The following is a 19,453-nucleotide window of genomic DNA, read 5'->3' on the forward strand; positions in this document are numbered from 1 at the left end:
GCATGATCCGCAAAGCGCTCTGGCTTTCGGCGACCTCGGTATTTCTGACATTGTTCACGCCCGCCGGGCATGCCGAGGACCGCGTCGTCAACGTCTTCAACTGGTCCGATTATATCGACCCGACGATCATCGACGACTTCACCAAGAAGACCGGCATCAAGGTCGTCTACGACACGTTCGATTCCAACGAGATCCTGGAAACCAAATTGCTGGCCGGTGGCAGCGGCTATGATGTGGTCGTGCCGAGCGGCAATTTCCTGGCCCGCCAGATCCAGGCCGGCGTTTTCCAGAAGCTCGACAAGTCGAAACTGCCGAACCTCTCCAACATGTGGGATACGGTTTCGCAAAGAACCGCCAAATACGACCCCGGCAATGAGTATTCGATCAACTACATGTGGGGCACGGTCGGCATCGGCTACAACATCAAGAAGGTGCAGGCAGCGCTCGGCACCGACAAGATCGACAGCTGGGACGTGTTCTTCAATCCCGAAAGTCTCGCCAAGCTGAAGGATTGCGGTGTCTATGTGCTGGATTCGCCGGCCGACATCATTCCGGCGGCGCTGAAATATGTCGGCCTCGACCCGAACAGCACCTCGCCCGACGACATCGCCAAGGCCGAGGAAGCCCTGATGAAGGTCCGCCCCTTCATCAGGAAGTTCCACTCGTCGGAGTACATCAATGCGCTCGCCAATGGCGACATCTGCCTGGCGGTCGGCTGGTCGGGTGACGTCTTCCAGGCGCGCAACCGCGCGGTCGAGGCCAAGCAGGGCGTGGAGATCGGCTATTCCGTGCCTAAGGAAGGCGCCCAGATGTGGTTCGACCAGATGGCGATCCCCGCCGATGCGCCGCATGTCGCCGAAGCGCATGAATTCCTCGACTACATGATGACGCCGGAAGTGATCGCCAAATCGTCGAACGCCGTGCTCTACGCGAACGGCAACAAGGCCTCGCAGCAGTTCGTCGACAAGGCACTGCTGAGCGACCCGGCCGTCTATCCCGACGACGCGACCTTGCAGAAGCTCTACACGGTCTCCCCTTATGATCCCAAGACCCAGCGCGTCATCACGCGCACCTGGACCAAGATCGTTACCGGCCAATAAGCATCTGAAGCGGCCTCGGCAGACAACTGCCGGGGTCGCGTTTTTGGGGCACGAAGCAGGAAGCAAAACGGAGTGGGGATATGAAATCGCTTGGCAGCATCCGCAGGGATTTCGCGCCATGGAACGACCCGAACGCCAAGCCATACATCCAGTTCGACAACGTCACCAAGAAGTTCGGTGACTTCACCGCCGTCAACAATTTGTCGCTGACCATTTTCGAGCGCGAGTTCTTCGCCCTGCTCGGCGCCTCGGGTTGCGGAAAGTCGACGCTGCTGCGGATGCTTGCTGGTTTCGAGGAACCGACGGCCGGCCGCATCCTGCTCGATGGCCAGGATCTGCGCGGCATCCCGCCCTATCGCCGGCCGGTCAACATGATGTTCCAGTCCTATGCGCTGTTCCCGCATATGACGGTGGAGAACAACATCGCCTTCGGCCTCAAGCAGGAAGGCATGCCCAAGCCCGATATCGAAAAGCGCGTTGCCGAGATGCTGAAGCTGGTCAAGCTCGAGCAGTTCGCCAAGCGCAAGCCGCACCAGCTCTCCGGTGGTCAGCGCCAGCGCGTCGCTCTCGCCCGCTCGGTCGCCAAGCGGCCGAAGGTGCTGCTGCTCGACGAGCCGCTCGGCGCGCTCGACAAGAAGCTGCGCGAGGAAACCCAGTTCGAACTGATGGACTTGCAGCAGGAGCTCGGTCTCACCTTCGTGGTCGTCACCCACGACCAGGAAGAGGCGATGACCATGGCCGATCGCATCGCCATCATGGACAAGGGCGAGGTCATGCAGGTGGCGACACCCGCGGAAGTCTATGAAGCCCCGGCCTCGCGCTTCGTCGCCCATTTCGTCGGCAATGTGAACATGTTCGAGGGCAAGGTCGCCGAGCGGTCGGCCAACACCACCCGCATCACCGGACTGAGCGGTGCCCAGATCGTCGTCCAGAATGGCGGTGCCGCGGCCGCGGCCAATGCCGATATCGTCTTCGCCATCAGGCCTGAAAAGATCAAGGTCTCGTCGAAGAAGCCGGCCGATGCGGTCAACGCGCTGGAAGGCGAGGTCTATGACGTTGCCTATCTCGGTGACATGACCGTCTACCACATCAGGCTCGACGATGGGCAGATCGTGCGGGCAAGCGCCTTGAACGCGGCGCGCGTGACCGAGGATCCGCTGACCTGGAACGACCGCGCCTGGGTATCCTTCCGGCCCGATGCCGGCGTCGTGCTGGCGCGGTAGGGGGCTGATATGTCCAACATCGCCGTCGCCGATGCCGCCGCGCCACCGGCCGCCGCCAAGCCGTTCCTGACGCGGCTGGGTGCCGGTTTCATCAACCGGCTCGTCATCATCGTCCCCTACCTCTGGCTGCTGTTCTTCTTCCTCATCCCCTTCGTCATCGTCTTCAAGATTTCATTGTCGCAGACGGCGATCGCCATGCCGCCCTACACGCCGGTGCTCGACTTCAGCGACGGCGTCTCCGGCTTCTTCGCCGGGTTCCGCGACCTCAACTTCGACAACTATGTCTGGCTGACGCAGGACGCGCTCTATTTCAAGGCCTACATCACCAGCCTGATCATCGCCGCCATTTCGACCGTGCTGACGCTGCTGGTGGGCTACCCGATAGCCTATGGAATGGCGCGCGCGCCGGCTACCATCCGCCCGACCTTGCTGATGCTGGTCATCCTGCCGTTCTGGACGTCGTTCCTGATCCGCGTCTATGCCTGGATCGGCATTCTGAAGCCCGAGGGCCTGCTCAACCAGCTGCTCTTGTCGCTGCATATCATCAACCAGCCGCTGGTCATCCTCAACACCTATACGGCGATCTTCATCGGCATCGTCTATTCCTACCTGCCCTTCATGGTCCTGCCGCTCTATTCGTCGCTGGAAAAGATGGATTACTCGCTGATCGAGGCGGCCAAGGATCTGGGCTGCCCGCCGACCGCGGCTTTCTGGAAGATCACCTTCCCGCTGTCGCTGCCGGGCGTCATAGCCGGCTGCCTGCTGGTGTTCATCCCGGCCGTCGGCGAATTCGTCATCCCCGACCTGCTCGGCGGATCGCAGACGCTGATGATCGGCAAGACGCTGTGGAACGAGTTCTTCGCCAACCGCGACTGGCCGGTCTCGTCGGCCGTCGCCGTCATCCTGCTTTTGCTGCTCACCGTGCCGATCATGCTTTTCCAGCAGGCACAGGCGCGTGCCCAGGAGCAGGGCAAATGAACACCACCTGGAGCCGCTTCAACGTCACCTCGATCGTGCTTGGCTTTGCCTTCCTGTACCTGCCGATCGTGCTGCTCATCGTCTTCTCCTTCAACGAATCCAAGCTCGTCACCGTCTGGGGCGGCTTCTCGACCAAATGGTACGTCTCGCTGTTCCACAATCAGGGCCTGATGGACGCCACCTGGGTGACGGCGCGTGTCGGCGTCATTTCGGCCACCGTGGCAACCGTGCTCGGCACGCTGGCGGCACTCACCCTGACGCGCTACACACGGTTCAACGGCAGGGTGCTGTTTTCCGGCATGGTCTTCGCCCCGCTCGTCATGCCGGAAGTCATCACCGGCCTGTCGCTGCTGCTGCTCTTCGTTGCCGTCGGGCTTGACCGCGGTTTCTTCACGGTGACGCTCGCCCACATCACGCTGACGATGTGCTTCGTGGCGGTCGTCGTGCAGTCGCGCCTGGTTTCCTTCGACCGGTCGTTGGAGGAGGCGGCGATGGATCTTGGCGCAACGCCGGCCAAGACCTTCTTCCAGATCACGCTGCCGGTGATCCTGCCGGCGATCGTATCCGGCTGGATGCTGGCCTTCACGCTGTCGCTCGACGATCTGGTCATCGCCAGCTTCACCTCTGGACCGGGCGCCACGACGCTGCCGATGAAGATCTACAGCCAGGTCCGTCTCGGCGTGACGCCGGAGATCAATGCCGCCTGCACCATCCTGATCGCCGTCGTCGCGGTCGGCGTCATCATCGCTTCGATCGCCAACAAGCGTCGTGAGGTGCAACGCCAGCTCGACGAACAGGCGGCGCAACGCGGCTGAGCATGATCCCGAAAAGTGGAAGCCGGTTTTCGGGCAAGATCATGCTCAACTGAACGGAAGCATGATCCCGAAAAGTGGAAGCCGGTTTTCGGGCAAGATCATGCTCAACTGAACGGAAACGTGATCGCGAAAAGCATGACCTGGGGCCTGACCCGAGGACGAAGCCGGTTTGATGCTCAACGAAACGTAAGCGCGCTTCTATTCGCCCGAAACCCCACGGCTTATCGGCGAAATGAACGGCGTGCTCCAGGTTCCGCCGACGAAGAAGGACGACTGGTTGGGGCCTTGCTGGCCGGTCTTCTGCGCTGCCGCCTGGTCCGGCTGGATGACGCCGCCGGACAGCGCCAGTCCGCGCCCCGCATAGGATGCGATGCCGGTAAGCCAGATCTTGTATTTCGCCGAATTGGCCTCGGCCTTGTCCAGCCGCGCCACGCCTCGCGAAATGGTCGCCTTCACTTCGGCGCCGTCGATCGGCAGCGTGCCGTCCGAGACGTCGTCGAGCGCGAAGAAGCCGCCCTGTTCGGTATGCTTGAGAAAGGCCGGCAGGTTGAACTTGCTGAGCGCGCCGGGGCCGAAGGTCGCCGAGACCGAACCGTCGGCGTTTTCAAAGATCGAATCCCAGGTCCTGCCCGGTCCCTTGAGGATGACCGAAACGGTGCCCGTGCCGACCGGCACCAGTCGGGTCATGCCCGCCGCCGTGCCGAACGCGCCGCCATCGACATCGGACGCAAGCAGCCGGATCTCGACCTGTGTGCCCTCGGGCTTGCGGTCGAATCGGAGGCTGGTCTGGATATTGCCGCCAAAGGCCGAGGCGTCGGAGATATCGAAGACGGAAAGTCCGTCCTTGACCTGGGCGGTTGCGGCGACATCGGCAAGCTGGATCGTTCCGGCCGTGGCATGCGCCGCCGACAGCCTCAAATCGAGATTGACCCGGTCGGCGAAACTTGCCTCAACGTCACCTGGGCCGGCCCCGCTCGCCGGTCCCAGCGGGGTGAAGGCGGACAGAAACGATCTGAGGTCGAGCGTGTCGAAGGCGAGCGTGCCCGAGATCACGGGTTGGGCGTCGCCAAGCGACAGGTCGAGCGCGCCCATGCCCGGATTGTTGTCCAGCGTCAGCGCGGTGTTCTCGAACTTGACGCGTCCGGCCGACGCCGTGACCTTGCTCGAAATGCTGACCGAGCCGATCGCGGCACTTGGCGCGATACCGGCCTGCGACCATTCCAGCACACGGCGCAATGAGGGTGCCGCGAACTTCACCTGGCCGTCGAAATAGGCGTTGTCGGACATGCTGGCCGTGCCGTCGAAGGAGAAGGTGGCGGGTGCTGCCTTGAAAGACAGAGTGAGCGGCGCCACACCGCCGGCAAACAGCACCAGCGGCTTCTGTGAGGCAGCGTCGAGGGCGACGCTTTCGCCGCGCCAGATTCCGGTTGCCGACAGCGTCGCATTGCTGTTCATCGCCGCCCAGGTCGCCTGACCGCTCAGGCTGCTCAGGATCTCCACGTCCTTTCCGTTGACGGAAGTCACCATGCGGCCGTCCCTGAATTCAACCGTGCCGAAGGCATCTGTCGGCAGCTTGTCGAGGTCGGGCTTGGCTGGATCGGCACTGACCACGCCGCGTGCCGTGTCGATGGAGCGCGCGATACGCCCACCGGTCGGCGCAGTGGGCAGGAACAGGCCGTCCGCCGTGCGCTGGACCCGGATCGTCGGCCGCACCAGCCGCGCCGTGGAAAACGCCACGTCGCCCTGCAACGCCGCCATGGCCGATAGGTCGATTTCGACGCGTTCGGCTTCGACGACCGGCGGCGCGTCGGTGTCCGTCCATTTCGAAAGCGTGACATCGGTCAGGATCGCCCGGAATTTCGGCCAGACCTCGATGCGCGGCGAGCCTTCGATGGCGACCCGGAAGCCGCTCCAGGCGCTCATTTCCCAGGCGATGCGATCGCGCACGATGCGCGTCGAGGCGATCAGCGGCAGGGCTGCGACCACCAGAGCGATGACGATCACGGCAGCGCCGATCGCCCATACTCCGCGGCGGATCAAGGATGATGGCATCTCGCCCTATATGCTTCCGTTCCGATTAATCGCCTGACGCAAAACCCCAGTCGTCACTACGACTTAGGACTGAGGCATTTCAAGTCTTTATGGCCCGGCGATGGCATTTGCGCACACCTGAGCGCTTCGGCCCAACAAAATCTTGCTCTGCCGCGCTGCGATATGCATAAGCGATGACGACCGTGGGAGGACCGATCATGGCTGCCGAAGTACCGCTCTGGACCCCGACGCAAGACCGGATCGACGCTTCGCCACTGACAGCTTTCCAGAAGGTCGCGGAGGCGAAAGCCGGCACCACATTCGCCTCCTATGGCGACCTTCACCGCTGGTCGGTCGAGGATCGCGAGACCTTCTGGAGCCTGGTCTGGGACTTTTCCGGCATTGTCGGCGAAAAGGGCGAGCGCCTGCTGGCCGACGGCGACAAGATGCCCGGTGCCTCCTTCTTTCCCGACGCGACGTTGAATTTCGCCGAGAACCTGTTGAAGAAGACCGGCGCGGGCGAGGCGATCGTCTTTCGCGGCGAGGACAAGGTCGAGCGGCGGCTGTCCTGGAACCAACTGCATGGCCTGGTCTCGCGCCTGCAGCAGCTCTTCCTGTCGCTCAAGGTCAAGAAGGGCGACCGCATCGCGGCGATGATGCCGAACATGCCCGAGACCGTCGCCGCCATGCTGGCTGCGGCCTCCATCGGCGCGGTGTGGTCATCCTGCTCTCCCGATTTCGGCGAACAGGGCGTGCTCGACCGGTTCGGCCAGATCGAGCCTGTCATCTTCATCGCGCCCGACGGTTATTGGTACAATGGCAAGGCGATCGAGGTCGCCGACAAGGTCGCCGTGGTTGCAGCCAAGCTCGGCAGTGTCCGCAAGGTGCTGCTTGTCGACTATCTCGGCACTTCGGCCGATGTGGCGGCAACCATCGACAAGGCGGTGGCGATGGAAGAGGCGCTGTCGCCCTTCGCCGCCAGGCCAGTCAGCTTCGAACCTCTGCCGTTTTCGCATCCGCTCTACATCCTGTTTTCATCAGGAACCACCGGCATCCCCAAATGCATTGTCCACTCGGCCGGTGGGACGCTGATCCAGCATGTCAAGGAACACCGGCTGCATGCCGGCCTCGTCGACGGCGACCGCTTCTTCTATTTCACCACCTGCGGCTGGATGATGTGGAACTGGCTGGTGTCGGGCCTGGCTTCGGGGGCGACGCTGCTGCTCTATGACGGTTCGCCCTTCTACCCCGACGGCAATGTGCTGTTCGACTTCGCCGATGCCGAGAAGATGACCTTCTTCGGCACCTCGGCCAAGTTCATCGATTCCGTGCGCAAGGCCGGCCTCAAGCCGATCCGCAGCCATGATTTGTCGACCGTGCGATCGATATCCTCCACCGGTTCGCCGCTGTCGCCCGAGGATTTCCGCTTCGTCTACGACGGCATCAAGCAGGACGTGCATCTCGCCTCGGTTTCCGGCGGCACCGACATCGTCTCCTGCTTCGTGCTCGGCGTGCCCACCCAGCCGGTATGGACCGGCGAGATCCAGGGACCCGGCCTTGGCCTGGCCGTCGATGTCTGGGACGACGACGGCAGGCCGATCCGGCAGGAAAAGGGCGAACTGGTCTGCACCAAGGCGTTTCCGTCGATGCCGATCGGCTTCTGGAACGACCCTGACGGCAAGAAATACCAGGCGGCCTATTTCGAGCGTTTCGACAATGTCTGGTGCCATGGCGATTTCGCTGAGTGGACGGTGCATGGCGGCATGATCATCCATGGCCGCTCGGATGCTACGCTCAACCCGGGCGGGGTGCGCATCGGCACGGCGGAGATCTACAACCAGGTCGAACAGATGCCGGAAATCCTGGAAGCGCTGTGCATCGGCCAGGATTTCGACAATGACGTGCGTGTCGTGCTGTTCGTGCGGCTGGCCGCGGGCGTCCAACTGGACGAGGATCTGGAAAAACGCATCCGCGCCAAGATACGCAGTGGTGCCAGCCCGCGTCACGTACCGGCCAGGATCGTCGCGGTCACGGATATTCCGCGCACCAAGTCGGGCAAGATCACCGAACTCGCCGTGCGCGACGTCGTGCATGGCCGCGCCATCAAGAACAAGGAAGCGCTCGCCAACCCGGAAGCGCTGGAGCTGTTCAGGAACCTGCCGCAGCTTGCCGAATGATCCCGATCGGGATGGTTAACGAACCATGTCGCGGGAATTTACCTAGATTTCACGAGTGGTACACATTCGTAAATTTTTCGGCGAGCCGGTAAGGACTTGTTAAGGCCCGGCCCCGATAGTCGCATGTAACTTGAGGGAGAAATCCCGTTCCTCTGCCCCGGAGGATCTGAATTCGCTCAAGCCCCCGTTGTGACAGCAATCCCATCTCTTAAGGCGTCCTCCAGGGCGCCTTTTCTTTTGGACTCGCTATTCCGCCAGCACCCGGGTCGAAGGAAACGCGACCTCGACCAGCGTGCCTTCGCCAGGCGTCGAATTGATGGTGAAGCGGGCGCGGTTTGCTTCCACCATCGCCTTGGTCAGCGGCAGGCCAAGGCCGGTGCCGTCGCCGCGGCCGCGCTTCAGCGCGTTGATCTGCTTGAACGGCTTCAGCGCCTGTTCGATCTCGGCCTGGCTCATGCCAATCCCCGTGTCGCGCACCCGCATGACGACGTCGCCTGAAGTCTCATAGGCGGTCGAGACGATCACCTGGCCGCCGGCCTGGGTGTAGCGAATGGCGTTGGACAGGATGTTGAGCGCGATCTGGCGCACGGAGCGCAGGTCGGCCACCACTTCCGGCAGCCGCGAGGCGAAGCTGGAGCGGATGATGACGCGTTCGCGGTTGGCCTGCGGCTGCATCATCGCCACGGTCTCGGCCAGCGTGTCGTTGAGCGAGACCGCCTCATAGGCCATTTCCTGCTGGCCGGCCTCGATCTTCGAGATGTCGAGCAGGTCGTTGACCAGGTCGAGCACATGGTTGCCGGAGCGATTGATGTCGCGCAGATAGTCGCGGTAGCGGTCATTGGCGACCGGCCCGAACTTCTCGTCGACCATCAATTCGGAAAAGCCGATGATGGCATTGAGCGGCGTGCGGATCTCGTGGCTGATGCGGGCAAGGAAATCGGTCTTCTGCGAGGACGCCCGTTCGGCCACCGCGCGCGCCTGGGTGAGATCTTCCTCGGCTCGCTTCCACTGCGTGATGTCGCGCACGACAGCGCAGAACCCGCTGTCATTGGGCAGCCGGCCGATGGTCATGAACAGCGGGATGAAGCGCCCTTGCGCCTCGCGCCCGATCACCTCGCGGCCGTCATTCATGACGCTCGCCACGCCGGGTTCGGAAAGCCCGGTGAGATAGTCGCGCGCCGCGCGCTGGCTTTCGATGGCAAACAGCGAGGCGAAGGGCTTGCCGGTCACCTCGTCGCTGTCGAAACCGAACAGCGCTTCGGCCGGGCGGCTGATCGAGCGGATGGTGCCGTCGCTGCCGATCAGCACGACGCCGTCGGTAGCGGTGTCGATGATGGTGCGCATCTCGGCGATGCGGGCCTTGAGCTCGGAAATGTCAGGTTGTGTCAGCTCTTCGCCGACCAGGTGCAGGGCTGCGGGCGCGTCATCATCGCCGGAACGGCGCACGACCAGCATCAGCGCCTTGCCGTCGCGCCAGGGAACGGAGCGCAGGATCGCGTCGATCGGGAATTCCTGGCCATCGCGCGTTTTCAGCCGCAGTGCCCGGTCGCTGCCGTCGGAGGTGCCGTCATCGGCATAAGGATCGGCGAACAGCGCACCCAGGCCGCCGGCGTCCTCGAGATGCTCGAGCGTGTCATAACCGGTCAGGTCGAGGAACTCCTCATTGGCATAATGCAACTGGTCGCCCGAATGGATGAGCAGCGGCACCGGCAGCTTGCCGAGCAGCGAAGTGTCTGGAGCCTTGCCTTCGTCGCCGACGGAAAAGGCCGACGGCACGATCCCTTCGGTCTTGAGCGGCGGCACTTTCAGGCGTGGCCGTTCGGCCGGGCTCTCGACGCCGCCGCTTGCGCTTGCGGCTTCACCGCCAAATGTCGCGGGCTGCTCGTCAGTGGCAGCGGTTTCCGCGCCGTCGCCCCAGTCCTCACTGTCCTCGGCATCGCGAAAATCGGCCGACGTCATGCTCTCATCGTCGTCGGTCCCGACATGTCCGGCGTCTGCCATTGCCGGTTCATCGTCGATTGCGGCGGGCTCGGCACTTTCCGATTCTGTGGTGACCGGTTCAGAGGCCGTGGGCTCGTCATTGTCCGCGACGGGGCTCGCCTCGGCATAGCTGAGCAGCGAGCCTGTCGCCCCGGCCGGCGTGTCGCTGTCCTCCTGGCGAACCATGTCGTCCGGGTGACCGCCATCAAGCCGTGCGAGATCCGCCTCGTCCTCGGCATCGGTCTCGGATGGTTCGGCCAGCACCGCGTCCTTCTCCGGTTCCGCCACCGGGGTTTCGCCGGTCTCTGCCGGCTCTTGATCCGAGACGGCTTCAGGCGTCGACGCAACATCGGAGACGGCCTCGATCGGAGTTTCCGCCTTGGCCGCCGGGGCCTCCGCTGCAGTTTCAGCCGCTGGCCCAGCCGGTGTGCTGGGCTCCGGTTTCGTCGTGCTTTCGATGCCGGGCTTTTCGGCTTCCGGCGGCACGGTGGATGCACTGTCCTTCTTCAGCCGCTCGCCGATCTCACGGAAGGCGCTGCGTTCCAGTGTCGACAGCCCTTTGTCGTTGGCCGGCTGCCGGTGTTCGGCCAGGCGGATGACCTTGTCGGCAAAGCGCCGCTCTTGTTTCGGCACGATGGTCAGCGCCGGCACCTCGCCCTTGAATGGATCCGCCGCATTTGGTTCCTCGGCCTTCGACTCCTCCGCCTTCGGCTCCTCAGCCGGAGGTTTCACGGTTTCCGGCGTCGCCGGCCGCTCGCCATTGGGCAACAGGGCCATGCCGATCGCTTCCGGATCGACGATCGCATCGCCGGTCCGGGCAACGCCGAAGCCGCGAAAACCTTCGAAGGCGCGGCTGCGGCCATAGACGGGCAAAGCCGCCAGGTCGACGGGGATCTTCAGGTCGGTGCCGACGACAGGCCATAGCACGGAGCGGCCGGACCAGGTATCGCGCCGCTCCAGCAGGCCAGCGATCTCGCCGGACGCGTCAAGGCCGAAGGCCGCCGCGACATCCCTGAAGCGCCGGCCGATCACATCGGCTGCCGGCTTGCCGACAATGTCGGCGAATTCCGGCGACAGCGTGCTGAACTTGCCTTCGGCGTCGGTGCGCCAGACGAAGCGCAGCGGCGCGGCCGAGCGGTCTATTGTCCGAGCTGGGGGCGTGGTTGCCGAGGAGGCGGGTTTGCTCTCCTTCGCGCTGCCCACCGAAGCCTCGGCGCCGGTCGCTTGGACCACATTTTTCGCTTCCGGCGCGGCAGGCGCGGGTCGCGCGCCATCCTCGCCGACATTGAAGTACCAGTGATCGTGCTGTGCCGGCGTGCCGCCCGCTGTCGGCTGATCGTTGTCGGCGGCAACCGGAGTCGGTCCGGTCGGCTCCGAAATCTCTTGCGTGGCCCGTTCCGGCATATCTTCAGGCGCCGGCTTGGAAGGGGCGGGCTCGGGCTCGATCTCGGCAGTACCAGGTGACCGTTCGACGGCCTCCGCCTGCGAAGCATCCGCCGTCGGCTGATTGTCCTGATGAGGATCGGATTGTGCGGCGGTGCTTTCCGTTACTTTAGGAGCGGGTTCTGCCGAAGCTTCTGAGACAGACGCATGGTCCTCGAGCTGATCCTCATCGATCACAACCAGGAGGTGCCGCTCCGGCGTCAGCCGCGCGAGCCCGGCGGGGTAGGAAGTGTTGCCGCCCGGAACGAGACGCTTGACAATGCGTTCGCCCTCGGCGGCCACATCGGCGACCAGGGCGGCAAGCGTCGCGGGCTGGATGCCGAGCTTCAAAAAGCCGTCCGACGCGGCCTCGACATTGCCCCCGGCATCGATGAAGGCGATGAAATGGCCGTCTTCGGTGAAGCCGCTGATCGCCCGGCTGGCGATTTCGGCGGCACCGCGTGAGCCTGTCTGCGCCGCCGGCACCGCCAGCATGATCGCCTTCTCGCCGTCGGGCAGCGTCACGGCACTCGCCTGGAAGCCGACGGTCCTGCTGGTCATGCCGGTCGCCAGCCTGACGGTGATGCCGCGATCGCTGCCGATCTCGGGAAAGCCGCTGGTCGCCATGATCTGGCGGCGGGCAATCAGCGGCAGCTGTGCCGAGGCGCCGATGATCGCTTCGATGTCGGGATAACCGAACACCGCGGCGCCCGGCCCATTGGCCCAGATCACCTGCTCCAGGTCGACCGACAGGATCGCGATCGCGTCGCCGGCGGCAAAGCGCTGGCGCACCGCGTCGAGCACGGCGACGTCGAGGAAGGAATATTCGGACGGCATGCGCTTGGCGAACCCTCACGGAGCGGCGAAATTTGCAGTTAACGCTTTGTTAATAAAAGCCGAAGGCGCGAAGGTCCACAAGCCAGAACGTGCAAAGGCTGGTTTCTGGGCTTTTGGTTAACGGCCGGAAAGAAATTTATGGTGCACTGCAACAAAGATATTGCAATGCACAAAAATTGCCTTTATATTGCCATCATACATGAACGAGACGGCTTTCCGTCAAAGCCGCTGCCGCTGAAAAGGATGGAAAATGTCCAGGACCAAAACTGCCGAGACCATCGAAAACGTTGAATTCCCGAGCTTCGACGCTTCCAAGGCCACCGACCAGATGCGCGCTTTCGCCGAAAAGGGCGTTGAGCAGTCGAAGGAGGCCTATGCCAAGCTCAAGACCGGCGCCGAGGAGACCCAGAAGGCTCTGGAGTCGACCTACGAGACCGCCAAGACTGTTTCCAGCGACCTGTCGCTCAAGACCATCGCGGCGCTGCGCGCCAATGCCGAAGCCGGCTTCTCGCATCTCGAAGCCCTGATCGGCGCCAAGTCGCTGTCGGAAGTCGTCGAACTGCAGACCGCTTTCCTGCGCAAGCGCGTCGAGTTGACGGTCGAGCAGGCCAAGGATTTCCAGGCCGTTGCCTCCAAGGCGGCGGAAGACGTCTCCAAGCCGATCAAGACCGCCTTCGAGAAGGCGATCAAGGACATTAAGGCTGCCTAATATTTGCGCATGATCTGAGGATGCAACAAAAGGTCGCATTTTCTCAAAAACGATCAGGCGTATGGTGGTAGCCATCACGAAATACCCGGCGAGTGGAACCTCCTCCCTCCGCTCCCCGGGGTGACCAGCCAGCTCCTCCTCCCGCTGGCTCGTAACAGGAAAAGGCCGGCACCTCCTCCCGCCGGCCTTTTTCTTTGCCCGGCGAACCGCCACTGTTGCGCCGACATGTGGGGAAGTGGCCTTTGCTTCGCAAAAGCCTTGAATTAAAATCCATAAGCCCGTATGGACGCATCGCCGAACGACAGAGCGGATCGCTTGAGACGAGTTCCCGAAGAGATTCTGCTCAGGCAAATGTGCCGTTGTAGCTCAGCTGGTTAGAGCGCCGGATTGTGGATCCGGAGGTCGCTGGTTCGATCCCAGCCAACGGTACCATCTACTTATCCCATAAGTGGCGACCTCCACCTGAGGGCGGCTGCCACTGTAGTCGGCGCGTATTCAACCTGGAAAGATGGTGAAACCACCATCGACGCGGATGACCTGGCCGTTGATGAAGCGCGCGCGTGGACCGGCGAGAAAGGCCACCGCCTCGGCGATCTCCTCCGGCTCCGCATAGCGGTTTAGCGATTTCTTGCTCGAATCCATGCGCGTCGGATCGACCACTCGGGTTGCCTGGAACCGGGCCGTCTTGGTGGCGCCAGGGCTGACCGCATTGATGCGCACGCCGTCGTCGATCAACTCCTTGGCGAGGCAGCGCGTGTAATGCACGACCGCGGCCTTCAACGTCGAGTAGACGACCTCGGGCGAGACGCCGAGATGTGCTGCCGCCGACGCGATGTTGATGACGGAGCCGCCGCCGCGCTGCTTCATGGGCGGTACGAAGGCCTGGCAGACCAGCATCGTACCGATCAGATTGTTTTCGGTGAGCACACGGATGTCGTCTAGCTCGATGTCGAGGGCGTTGTTCGGGTTCGGCTTGCCGCCCTTGGCGCCGATGTCGCCGCCGGCGCAATTGACCAGCACATGCACGTCGCCGAGATCGGCCTCTATCTTGCGCTTCATCTCGGCCACCGCCTTCTGGTCGCCAATGTTGCCGGTCACCGACGTGACCTTCGTGCCATGACGCTTCAGGCGCTCGGCCACCTCTGCGAGATTGGCGAACTCGCCGTATTTGGCCGGCGCTGTTTCGTCCATGTCATGGATCGCGACATTGGCGCCGAGTTCCGCCAGGCGCTCGGCCATCACGCGACCGAGGCCACGGCCGGAGCCGGTTACGAAGGCGGTCAATCCATCGAGTTCACGTGCCGTCATCAGATCTTCTCCACTTTCATCAAACCAAGGTTGCGCATGTTGGCGGCGCTGCGCCTGATCATGTCGAGCTCATAGGAAACGAGGGAAACGTCGTCTTCGCGCTCCCAAGGGGTGCGGTAGTCGGCATCATCGGGCAGCCGATTGCGCTGCGCGGCCCGCAGGCAGGCGGCAAATTCGCGCGCCGTCTTCGGCGGATAGCCGTACCACCAGTCGTCGCTGAGAAAGCGGACATGCCGCGCCTCCAATGCACCCGGTTCGAGAACGGCGGTCATGCGATCGTGGTGTTCGGCAAGAACTGCGAACAGTTCGGCAAACGGCACTGCACCATCGCCGATGGCACAGCGGATCAGCCTGTAGCCTTCGGTCGTGAACTGCACGCGGTAGTCCTTGAGGTGGACATGGCGGACGTAAGGTGCGATCCGACGCGTAAAATCGAGCGGCGCTTCGCCGACCGGGAATGTGTTGCCGGTGTCGAAGGTGACGCCGACGCCTTCGCCGCCGAGTGCGCAGAAATCGGCGAGTTCCTGGCTGGTGAAGTCCTGGTGGTTTTCGATCGCCAGGACATGGCCTTCGGCAATCGCGCGCGGACCCCATTCCTGCAATCTCGCGCGAATGATGCCGGCGAACTCGCTCCATTTCTCGCCGGCAGCGTTGCGGTCGCCACACAGAACCGGCGTCAGTGCCGTTCGGATGATTTTGGCCTTGAGCAGGCGCGCGGCCCGAAAGGCATCATCGAGCGGTTCACCGACCAAAAGGCCGCCGCTGACGATCGGGGTGATGCCGAGGCCGGCGAGCCTTTCGCGCAGCGCGATGACCGCATCGTCGGAAAGCTCCGTCAGCCATGGCACCCAGATCTCCAGCACCTTGGCGCCGAGCTCGGTCGCAAGCGCGATGAAACCCTCCAGCCCCGCCGGCTTGGGATTGGCGCGTGGCGTGCCGCGGGCCTGCAGGCCGAGATGATAGGTCAGACCGTAGGGGTTCAGGCCCACCTGGAGCATGGAGCGATCCTTGGATTCTGGTTTCGCCGTCATCGCAGGCCGGCATCCACGGTGATCGACTGCTTGGTGATCATGCGGCTGTCGTCGGCGGCGAGGAACAGCACCGTGCGCGCGATCTCCTCGCCCAGCAGAACCCGGCGGATCATCTGGCGCTGCACGACCTGGTCGACCGTGCCCTGTGTCTTGTACCAAAGCCGTCGTTGCCGGTCGGTGATGACTGCGCCCGGCTCAATGGCGTTGACGCGGATGTTGTCGGGGCCAAACGCCCGAGCCAGCGCGAATGTCAACCCGACCACCGCAGCCTTGGCCGTCGCATAGGGCGCCATCTCCGCCGCGCCGAAGCGCCAGGCGATCGAGGAAAAATTGACGATCGAACCAAAGCCCAGTTCCTTCATGTGCGGATGCACGGCCTGGGCGGCAAAGAAGTGGTGCCTGAGGTTCACGTCCTGGGCGTGGTCCCAGTACTCTTGCGTCACCTCGGCAACCGGGTGGCGATTGTCGTCGGCGGCGTTGTTGACCAGCACCGCGACAGGTCCGAGGCGGTCGCGCACCGTGCCGATCGCAGCCCGGAGGGCGGCAATATCGGTCACGTCGCAGCGCATGAAGAGGGGCGGGTGCGCTGCCGTGGCGGCGAGTTCCCGCGCGAGCTCTTCGCCGGCCTCCTGCTGCAGATCGAGAAACGCGACGCGTGCGCCATTGGCGGCGAAGGCGCGAACCGTGTCGGCGCCGATGCCAGACGCGCCGCCGGTAATCAGCACGACACGGTCGGCCAGGCTCGGATAGGTGGCAAAGGACAAAAGCGGAACTCTCTTCAGATCAGGCGTTGGGTCGTCGGGTCGAACAAGCAGGCACGCGCCATGTCGATGCCGAGCGCCACCGTCTCACCCATGCGAGGCGTGCCGTCGGGGTCGAAACGACCGGTGATCTCCTTGCCGCCCAGGCGCAGAACGGCCATGGTCTCCGCACCCGTCGGCTCGACCAGTTCGACCACGGCATCGATTTGCGCGATGCTTGGCTTGCGACGGGCAAGATCGGGATCAAATCGGTAGATGTGCTCCGGCCGGATGCCGAGCAAGAGCTGTCGCGGCGTATCGGACGGCAGGGCCTGGACGATCGGCAGGCTGGCCGTGTTGCCGTCGGCGGTCGGCAAGACAACAGTCGGGCGGCCGCCTTCCTGGCTCAGTTCGGCCGGCAAAAAATTCATCGCCGGCGAACCCATGAAGCCCGCAACGAACATGTTGGCGGGACGGTTGTAGATCGTGGCCGGCTCATCGAATTGCTGGACCGAGCCCTGATGCATCACGGCGATGCGCGAGGCCAGCGTCATCGCCTCGACCTGATCATGCGTGACGTAAACCGTCGTCTTGCCGACACGGTGATGCAGCTTCTTGATTTCGGTACGCATGTCGACGCGCAGCTTGGCGTCGAGATTGGAGAGCGGCTCGTCGAACAGGAACAGTTTCGGATCACGCACCAGCGCCCGGCCCATCGCGACACGCTGGCGCTGGCCGCCCGAAAGCTGTCCGGGCTTGCGCCCAAGCAGCGGTTCGATCTGCAGGAACGCTGCAACCCGCTTGACGGCCTCGTCCTGCTGCGGCTTCGGTACGCGGCGGCTTTCCATGCCGAAGGTGATGTTCTCGCGCACCGTCATCGTCGGGTAAAGCGCGTAGGACTGGAACACCATGGCGATGTCGCGGTCCTTAGGCGCAACCGAATTGACCAGCCGGCCGTCGATGCGGATCTCGCCGGAGGTTACGGTTTCCAGACCGGCGATCATCGCGAGCAAGGTGGACTTGCCGCAGCCGGACGGTCCGACCAGCGCGATGAACTCACCGTTCTGCGCCTCGAGATCGATGCCCTTCAGCACCTCGACCGAGCCGTAGTTCTTGCGCAGGGATCGGATGGTCAATGTCGACATGCGATGCCTTTCTTGGCGGTCGAGGCGATCGGCGACATCAGATAGGCTACGCTCACTTGATCGCGCCTCACTTGATCGCGCCCTGGGTCAGGCCGCGGACGAAATACTTGCCGCCGAAGAGATAGATCAGCAGCGGCGGCAGCGCGCCGATTAGCACGGCGGCGCTCATGACATCGTAGGCGCGTACATTGGTGCCGCTTGCCGTCAGCGCGACGAGTGCGGCCGTGATCGGCTGTTGCTGCCCGGAGGTGAAGACGACACCGAACAGATATTCGTTCCAGATGCCGGTGAACTGCCAGATCACCGTGACGATCAGGATCGGTGAGGAGAGCGGGAGAATGATCTTGCGGAAGATGCGCCAGAAGCCTGCGCCGTCGATGCGTGCCGCCTTGATCAGATCGTCGGGGATGCTGACGTAGTAGTTGCGGCAGAACAGCGTGGTGAACGAAATGCCCTGGATGACGTGGATGACGATGAGCCCGTAGGTGGAATTGCTGAGGCCCAGATTGCCGAGGATGAACGCCCAGGGCATCAACGAAATCTGGCCCGGAATGAAGACGCCGAGCAGCATGCAGGTGAACAGCGCTTCCGAACCCTTGAAGCGCCATTTCGACAAGATGTAACCGTTCATCGCGCCGACCACCGTCGAGATGATTGTCGCCGGGATCGTCATTTTCAGAGAGTTGTAGAAGTTGCGCTGCATGCCCTCGCAGGTGCCGCCGATGCAATATGTGCTCCAGGCCTGGCCCCAGGCTTCGAGGCGGAAACTGCGTGGCAGCGAGATCAACCCGTTGCGCGCGATCTCTTGCTGATCGCGGAATGAATTCAGCACCACAACCAGCAATGGCACCAGGTAGATCGCCGCGAAGATAACCAGCAGCCCATAGATGACGAAGCGGGTGAGGAAATGCCTGCGCGCCGCAACTGTGGCAGCGTGATGATCCTGCGTCTGGTCCAGCGGGACGTCAGCCATGGCCGGCTTCCTTGCGCCGGCGCCAAACCACCCAGAAGGAATACGGCACCAGCACCACGGCAAGAGCGGCCAGCATCATGATGGCCGCCGCGGCGCCTTCGCCGATCTGGCCGCGTTGGAACATCAGGTCATAGACGTAAATGGCAGGGAACGTGGTCGAGATTCCAGGGCCCCCTTTCGTGAGGGCCGCCACGAGGTCGAAGGTCTTGATGGCGAATTGGATCTGGATGACGGCGACCGCCAGGAAGATCGGCGCAATCGTTGGCAGAAGCACTTTGCGATAGATGCGGAAGGTCGATGCGCCGTCGATCTGCGCGGCCTTGACGAGGTCCGCATCCACCGAGCGCAGACCCGCCAGGAAGAGCGCCATGGCAAAGCCTGAGGACTGCCAGACACCGGTGATGATCACCGCATAGATCGCATAGTGTCGGTCGCTGGCGAGTGCGAAACTGAAATTTGTCCAGCCCAATCCGCGCACCATCGCCTGGATACCGTCGGTCGGGTTGTAGAGCCAACTCCAGACCGTGCCGGTGACGATGAAGGAGACGGCCAGCGGATAGAGGAAGATCGTGCGCCAGACCGCTTCTCCGCGCACGCGCTGGTCGATCAGGATCGCCAGCAGCAGTCCCACCGCCATCGAGCCGACGATGTAGAAGCCGCTGAAGAGAAAGAGGTTGTCGTAGGCGATGTTCCAGCGCCGGTTCGCCCAGAGTGACGCATAGTTGTCCAGACCGACGAAGCCGTAGGTCGGGAGCAGGGAGGAGTTCGAGAGCGAGATGTAGAGCGTCCAGCCGGTGAACACGAAGACGTAGACGAAGCTCGCCACAAGCGAGGGGCCGAGCACCAGCAAGGGCATCGCGGAGCCCAGCCGCTCGCGCCAGGGGCGGGCGGGCGCCGGGGTCGATAGGATCAGGTCGTGATTTGACATTTGCGGCGCGGAACTGGATGGAGGATGGCCGGATGCGGATAGAAATTGCGCCCGGC

At 63.2% G+C, this 19,453-nt stretch carries 14 protein-coding genes and 1 tRNA gene; 7 read left to right on the forward strand and 8 right to left on the reverse strand.

The annotated features are described in order from the left end of the window. The first annotated feature begins 2 nt into the window (after positions 1-2). From FJV80_RS21090 to FJV80_RS21105, 4 genes are all read left to right on the forward strand, one after another. A complete protein-coding gene (locus tag FJV80_RS21090) occupies positions 3-1,100 on the forward strand; it encodes a polyamine ABC transporter substrate-binding protein (protein ID WP_095775495.1) in 1,098 nt (365 codons plus the stop codon). 80 nt (positions 1,101-1,180) lie between these two features. After that, the gene (locus tag FJV80_RS21095) at positions 1,181-2,323 is read left to right on the forward strand and encodes an ABC transporter ATP-binding protein (protein ID WP_142877322.1); all 1,143 of its coding nucleotides are present in this window, start codon (positions 1,181-1,183) and stop codon (positions 2,321-2,323) included. 9 nt (positions 2,324-2,332) lie between these two features. Further along, positions 2,333-3,301, forward strand: coding sequence for an ABC transporter permease subunit (locus FJV80_RS21100; RefSeq protein ID WP_095790162.1), 969 nt, complete (start codon positions 2,333-2,335; stop codon positions 3,299-3,301). Further along, positions 3,298-4,116, forward strand: coding sequence for an ABC transporter permease subunit (locus tag FJV80_RS21105; RefSeq protein ID WP_095775498.1), 819 nt, complete (start codon positions 3,298-3,300; stop codon positions 4,114-4,116). Before FJV80_RS21100 ends, FJV80_RS21105 begins: the two co-directional genes overlap by 4 nt. A gap of 198 nt (positions 4,117-4,314) precedes the next feature. Here the strand turns inward: FJV80_RS21105 and FJV80_RS21110 are convergent, their stop codons facing one another. Next, entirely contained in the window at positions 4,315-6,168 is a 1,854-nt protein-coding gene (locus tag FJV80_RS21110; RefSeq protein WP_095775499.1) for an AsmA family protein, read from the reverse strand. Between the two features lie 197 nt (positions 6,169-6,365). Here FJV80_RS21110 and FJV80_RS21115 point away from each other — a divergent pair, with 197 nt between their 5' ends. Continuing rightward, complete coding sequence (locus FJV80_RS21115) at positions 6,366-8,324, forward strand: acetoacetate--CoA ligase (protein ID WP_142877323.1); 1,959 nt, start codon at positions 6,366-6,368, stop codon at positions 8,322-8,324. 246 nt (positions 8,325-8,570) lie between these two features. On the opposite strand, the gene FJV80_RS21120 is transcribed toward FJV80_RS21115, so the two are convergent. After that, entirely contained in the window at positions 8,571-12,563 is a 3,993-nt protein-coding gene (locus tag FJV80_RS21120; RefSeq protein WP_142877324.1) for a PAS domain S-box protein, read from the reverse strand. A 250-nt stretch (positions 12,564-12,813) separates the two neighbouring features. Here FJV80_RS21120 and FJV80_RS21125 point away from each other — a divergent pair, with 250 nt between their 5' ends. Together FJV80_RS21125 and FJV80_RS21130 are read left to right on the forward strand one after the other, a co-directional pair. Beyond that, the gene (locus tag FJV80_RS21125) at positions 12,814-13,272 is read left to right on the forward strand and encodes a phasin (protein WP_095775501.1); all 459 of its coding nucleotides are present in this window, start codon (positions 12,814-12,816) and stop codon (positions 13,270-13,272) included. Between the two features lie 355 nt (positions 13,273-13,627). Then, positions 13,628-13,704, forward strand: a tRNA-His gene (locus FJV80_RS21130). A gap of 63 nt (positions 13,705-13,767) precedes the next feature. Here the strand turns inward: FJV80_RS21130 and FJV80_RS21135 are convergent. The 6 genes from FJV80_RS21135 to FJV80_RS21160 all read right to left on the reverse strand — a co-directional run bounded on the left by FJV80_RS21135 (position 13,768) and on the right by FJV80_RS21160 (position 19,397). Next, entirely contained in the window at positions 13,768-14,580 is an 813-nt protein-coding gene (locus FJV80_RS21135; RefSeq protein WP_095775502.1) for an SDR family oxidoreductase, read from the reverse strand. Beyond that, positions 14,580-15,578 (reverse strand): sugar phosphate isomerase/epimerase, encoded by a 999-nt coding sequence (locus FJV80_RS21140; RefSeq protein WP_142877325.1) that lies wholly within the window; start codon positions 15,576-15,578, stop codon positions 14,580-14,582. The genes FJV80_RS21135 and FJV80_RS21140 overlap by 1 nt, the downstream gene beginning before the upstream one ends. A 29-nt stretch (positions 15,579-15,607) precedes the next feature. Further along, positions 15,608-16,375 carry an SDR family oxidoreductase gene (locus tag FJV80_RS21145; RefSeq protein ID WP_142877326.1) on the reverse strand — a complete coding sequence of 256 codons (768 nt, stop codon included), beginning with the start codon at positions 16,373-16,375 and terminating at the stop codon, positions 15,608-15,610. A gap of 14 nt (positions 16,376-16,389) precedes the next feature. Next, positions 16,390-17,496, reverse strand: coding sequence for a sn-glycerol-3-phosphate ABC transporter ATP-binding protein UgpC (gene ugpC / locus FJV80_RS21150; RefSeq protein WP_142877327.1), 1,107 nt, complete (start codon positions 17,494-17,496; stop codon positions 16,390-16,392). Positions 17,497-17,563: 67 nt separating this feature from the next. After that, positions 17,564-18,469, reverse strand: coding sequence for a carbohydrate ABC transporter permease (locus tag FJV80_RS21155; protein WP_095790156.1), 906 nt, complete (start codon positions 18,467-18,469; stop codon positions 17,564-17,566). After that, the gene (locus FJV80_RS21160; protein WP_142877328.1) at positions 18,462-19,397 is read right to left on the reverse strand and encodes a sugar ABC transporter permease; all 936 of its coding nucleotides are present in this window, start codon (positions 19,395-19,397) and stop codon (positions 18,462-18,464) included. Before FJV80_RS21160 ends, FJV80_RS21155 begins: the two co-directional genes overlap by 8 nt. Positions 19,398-19,453: the final 56 nt, after the last annotated feature.

The sequence above is a fragment of the Mesorhizobium sp. WSM4310 genome (assembly GCF_007003935.1).
Lineage (GTDB): Bacteria > Pseudomonadota > Alphaproteobacteria > Rhizobiales > Rhizobiaceae > Mesorhizobium.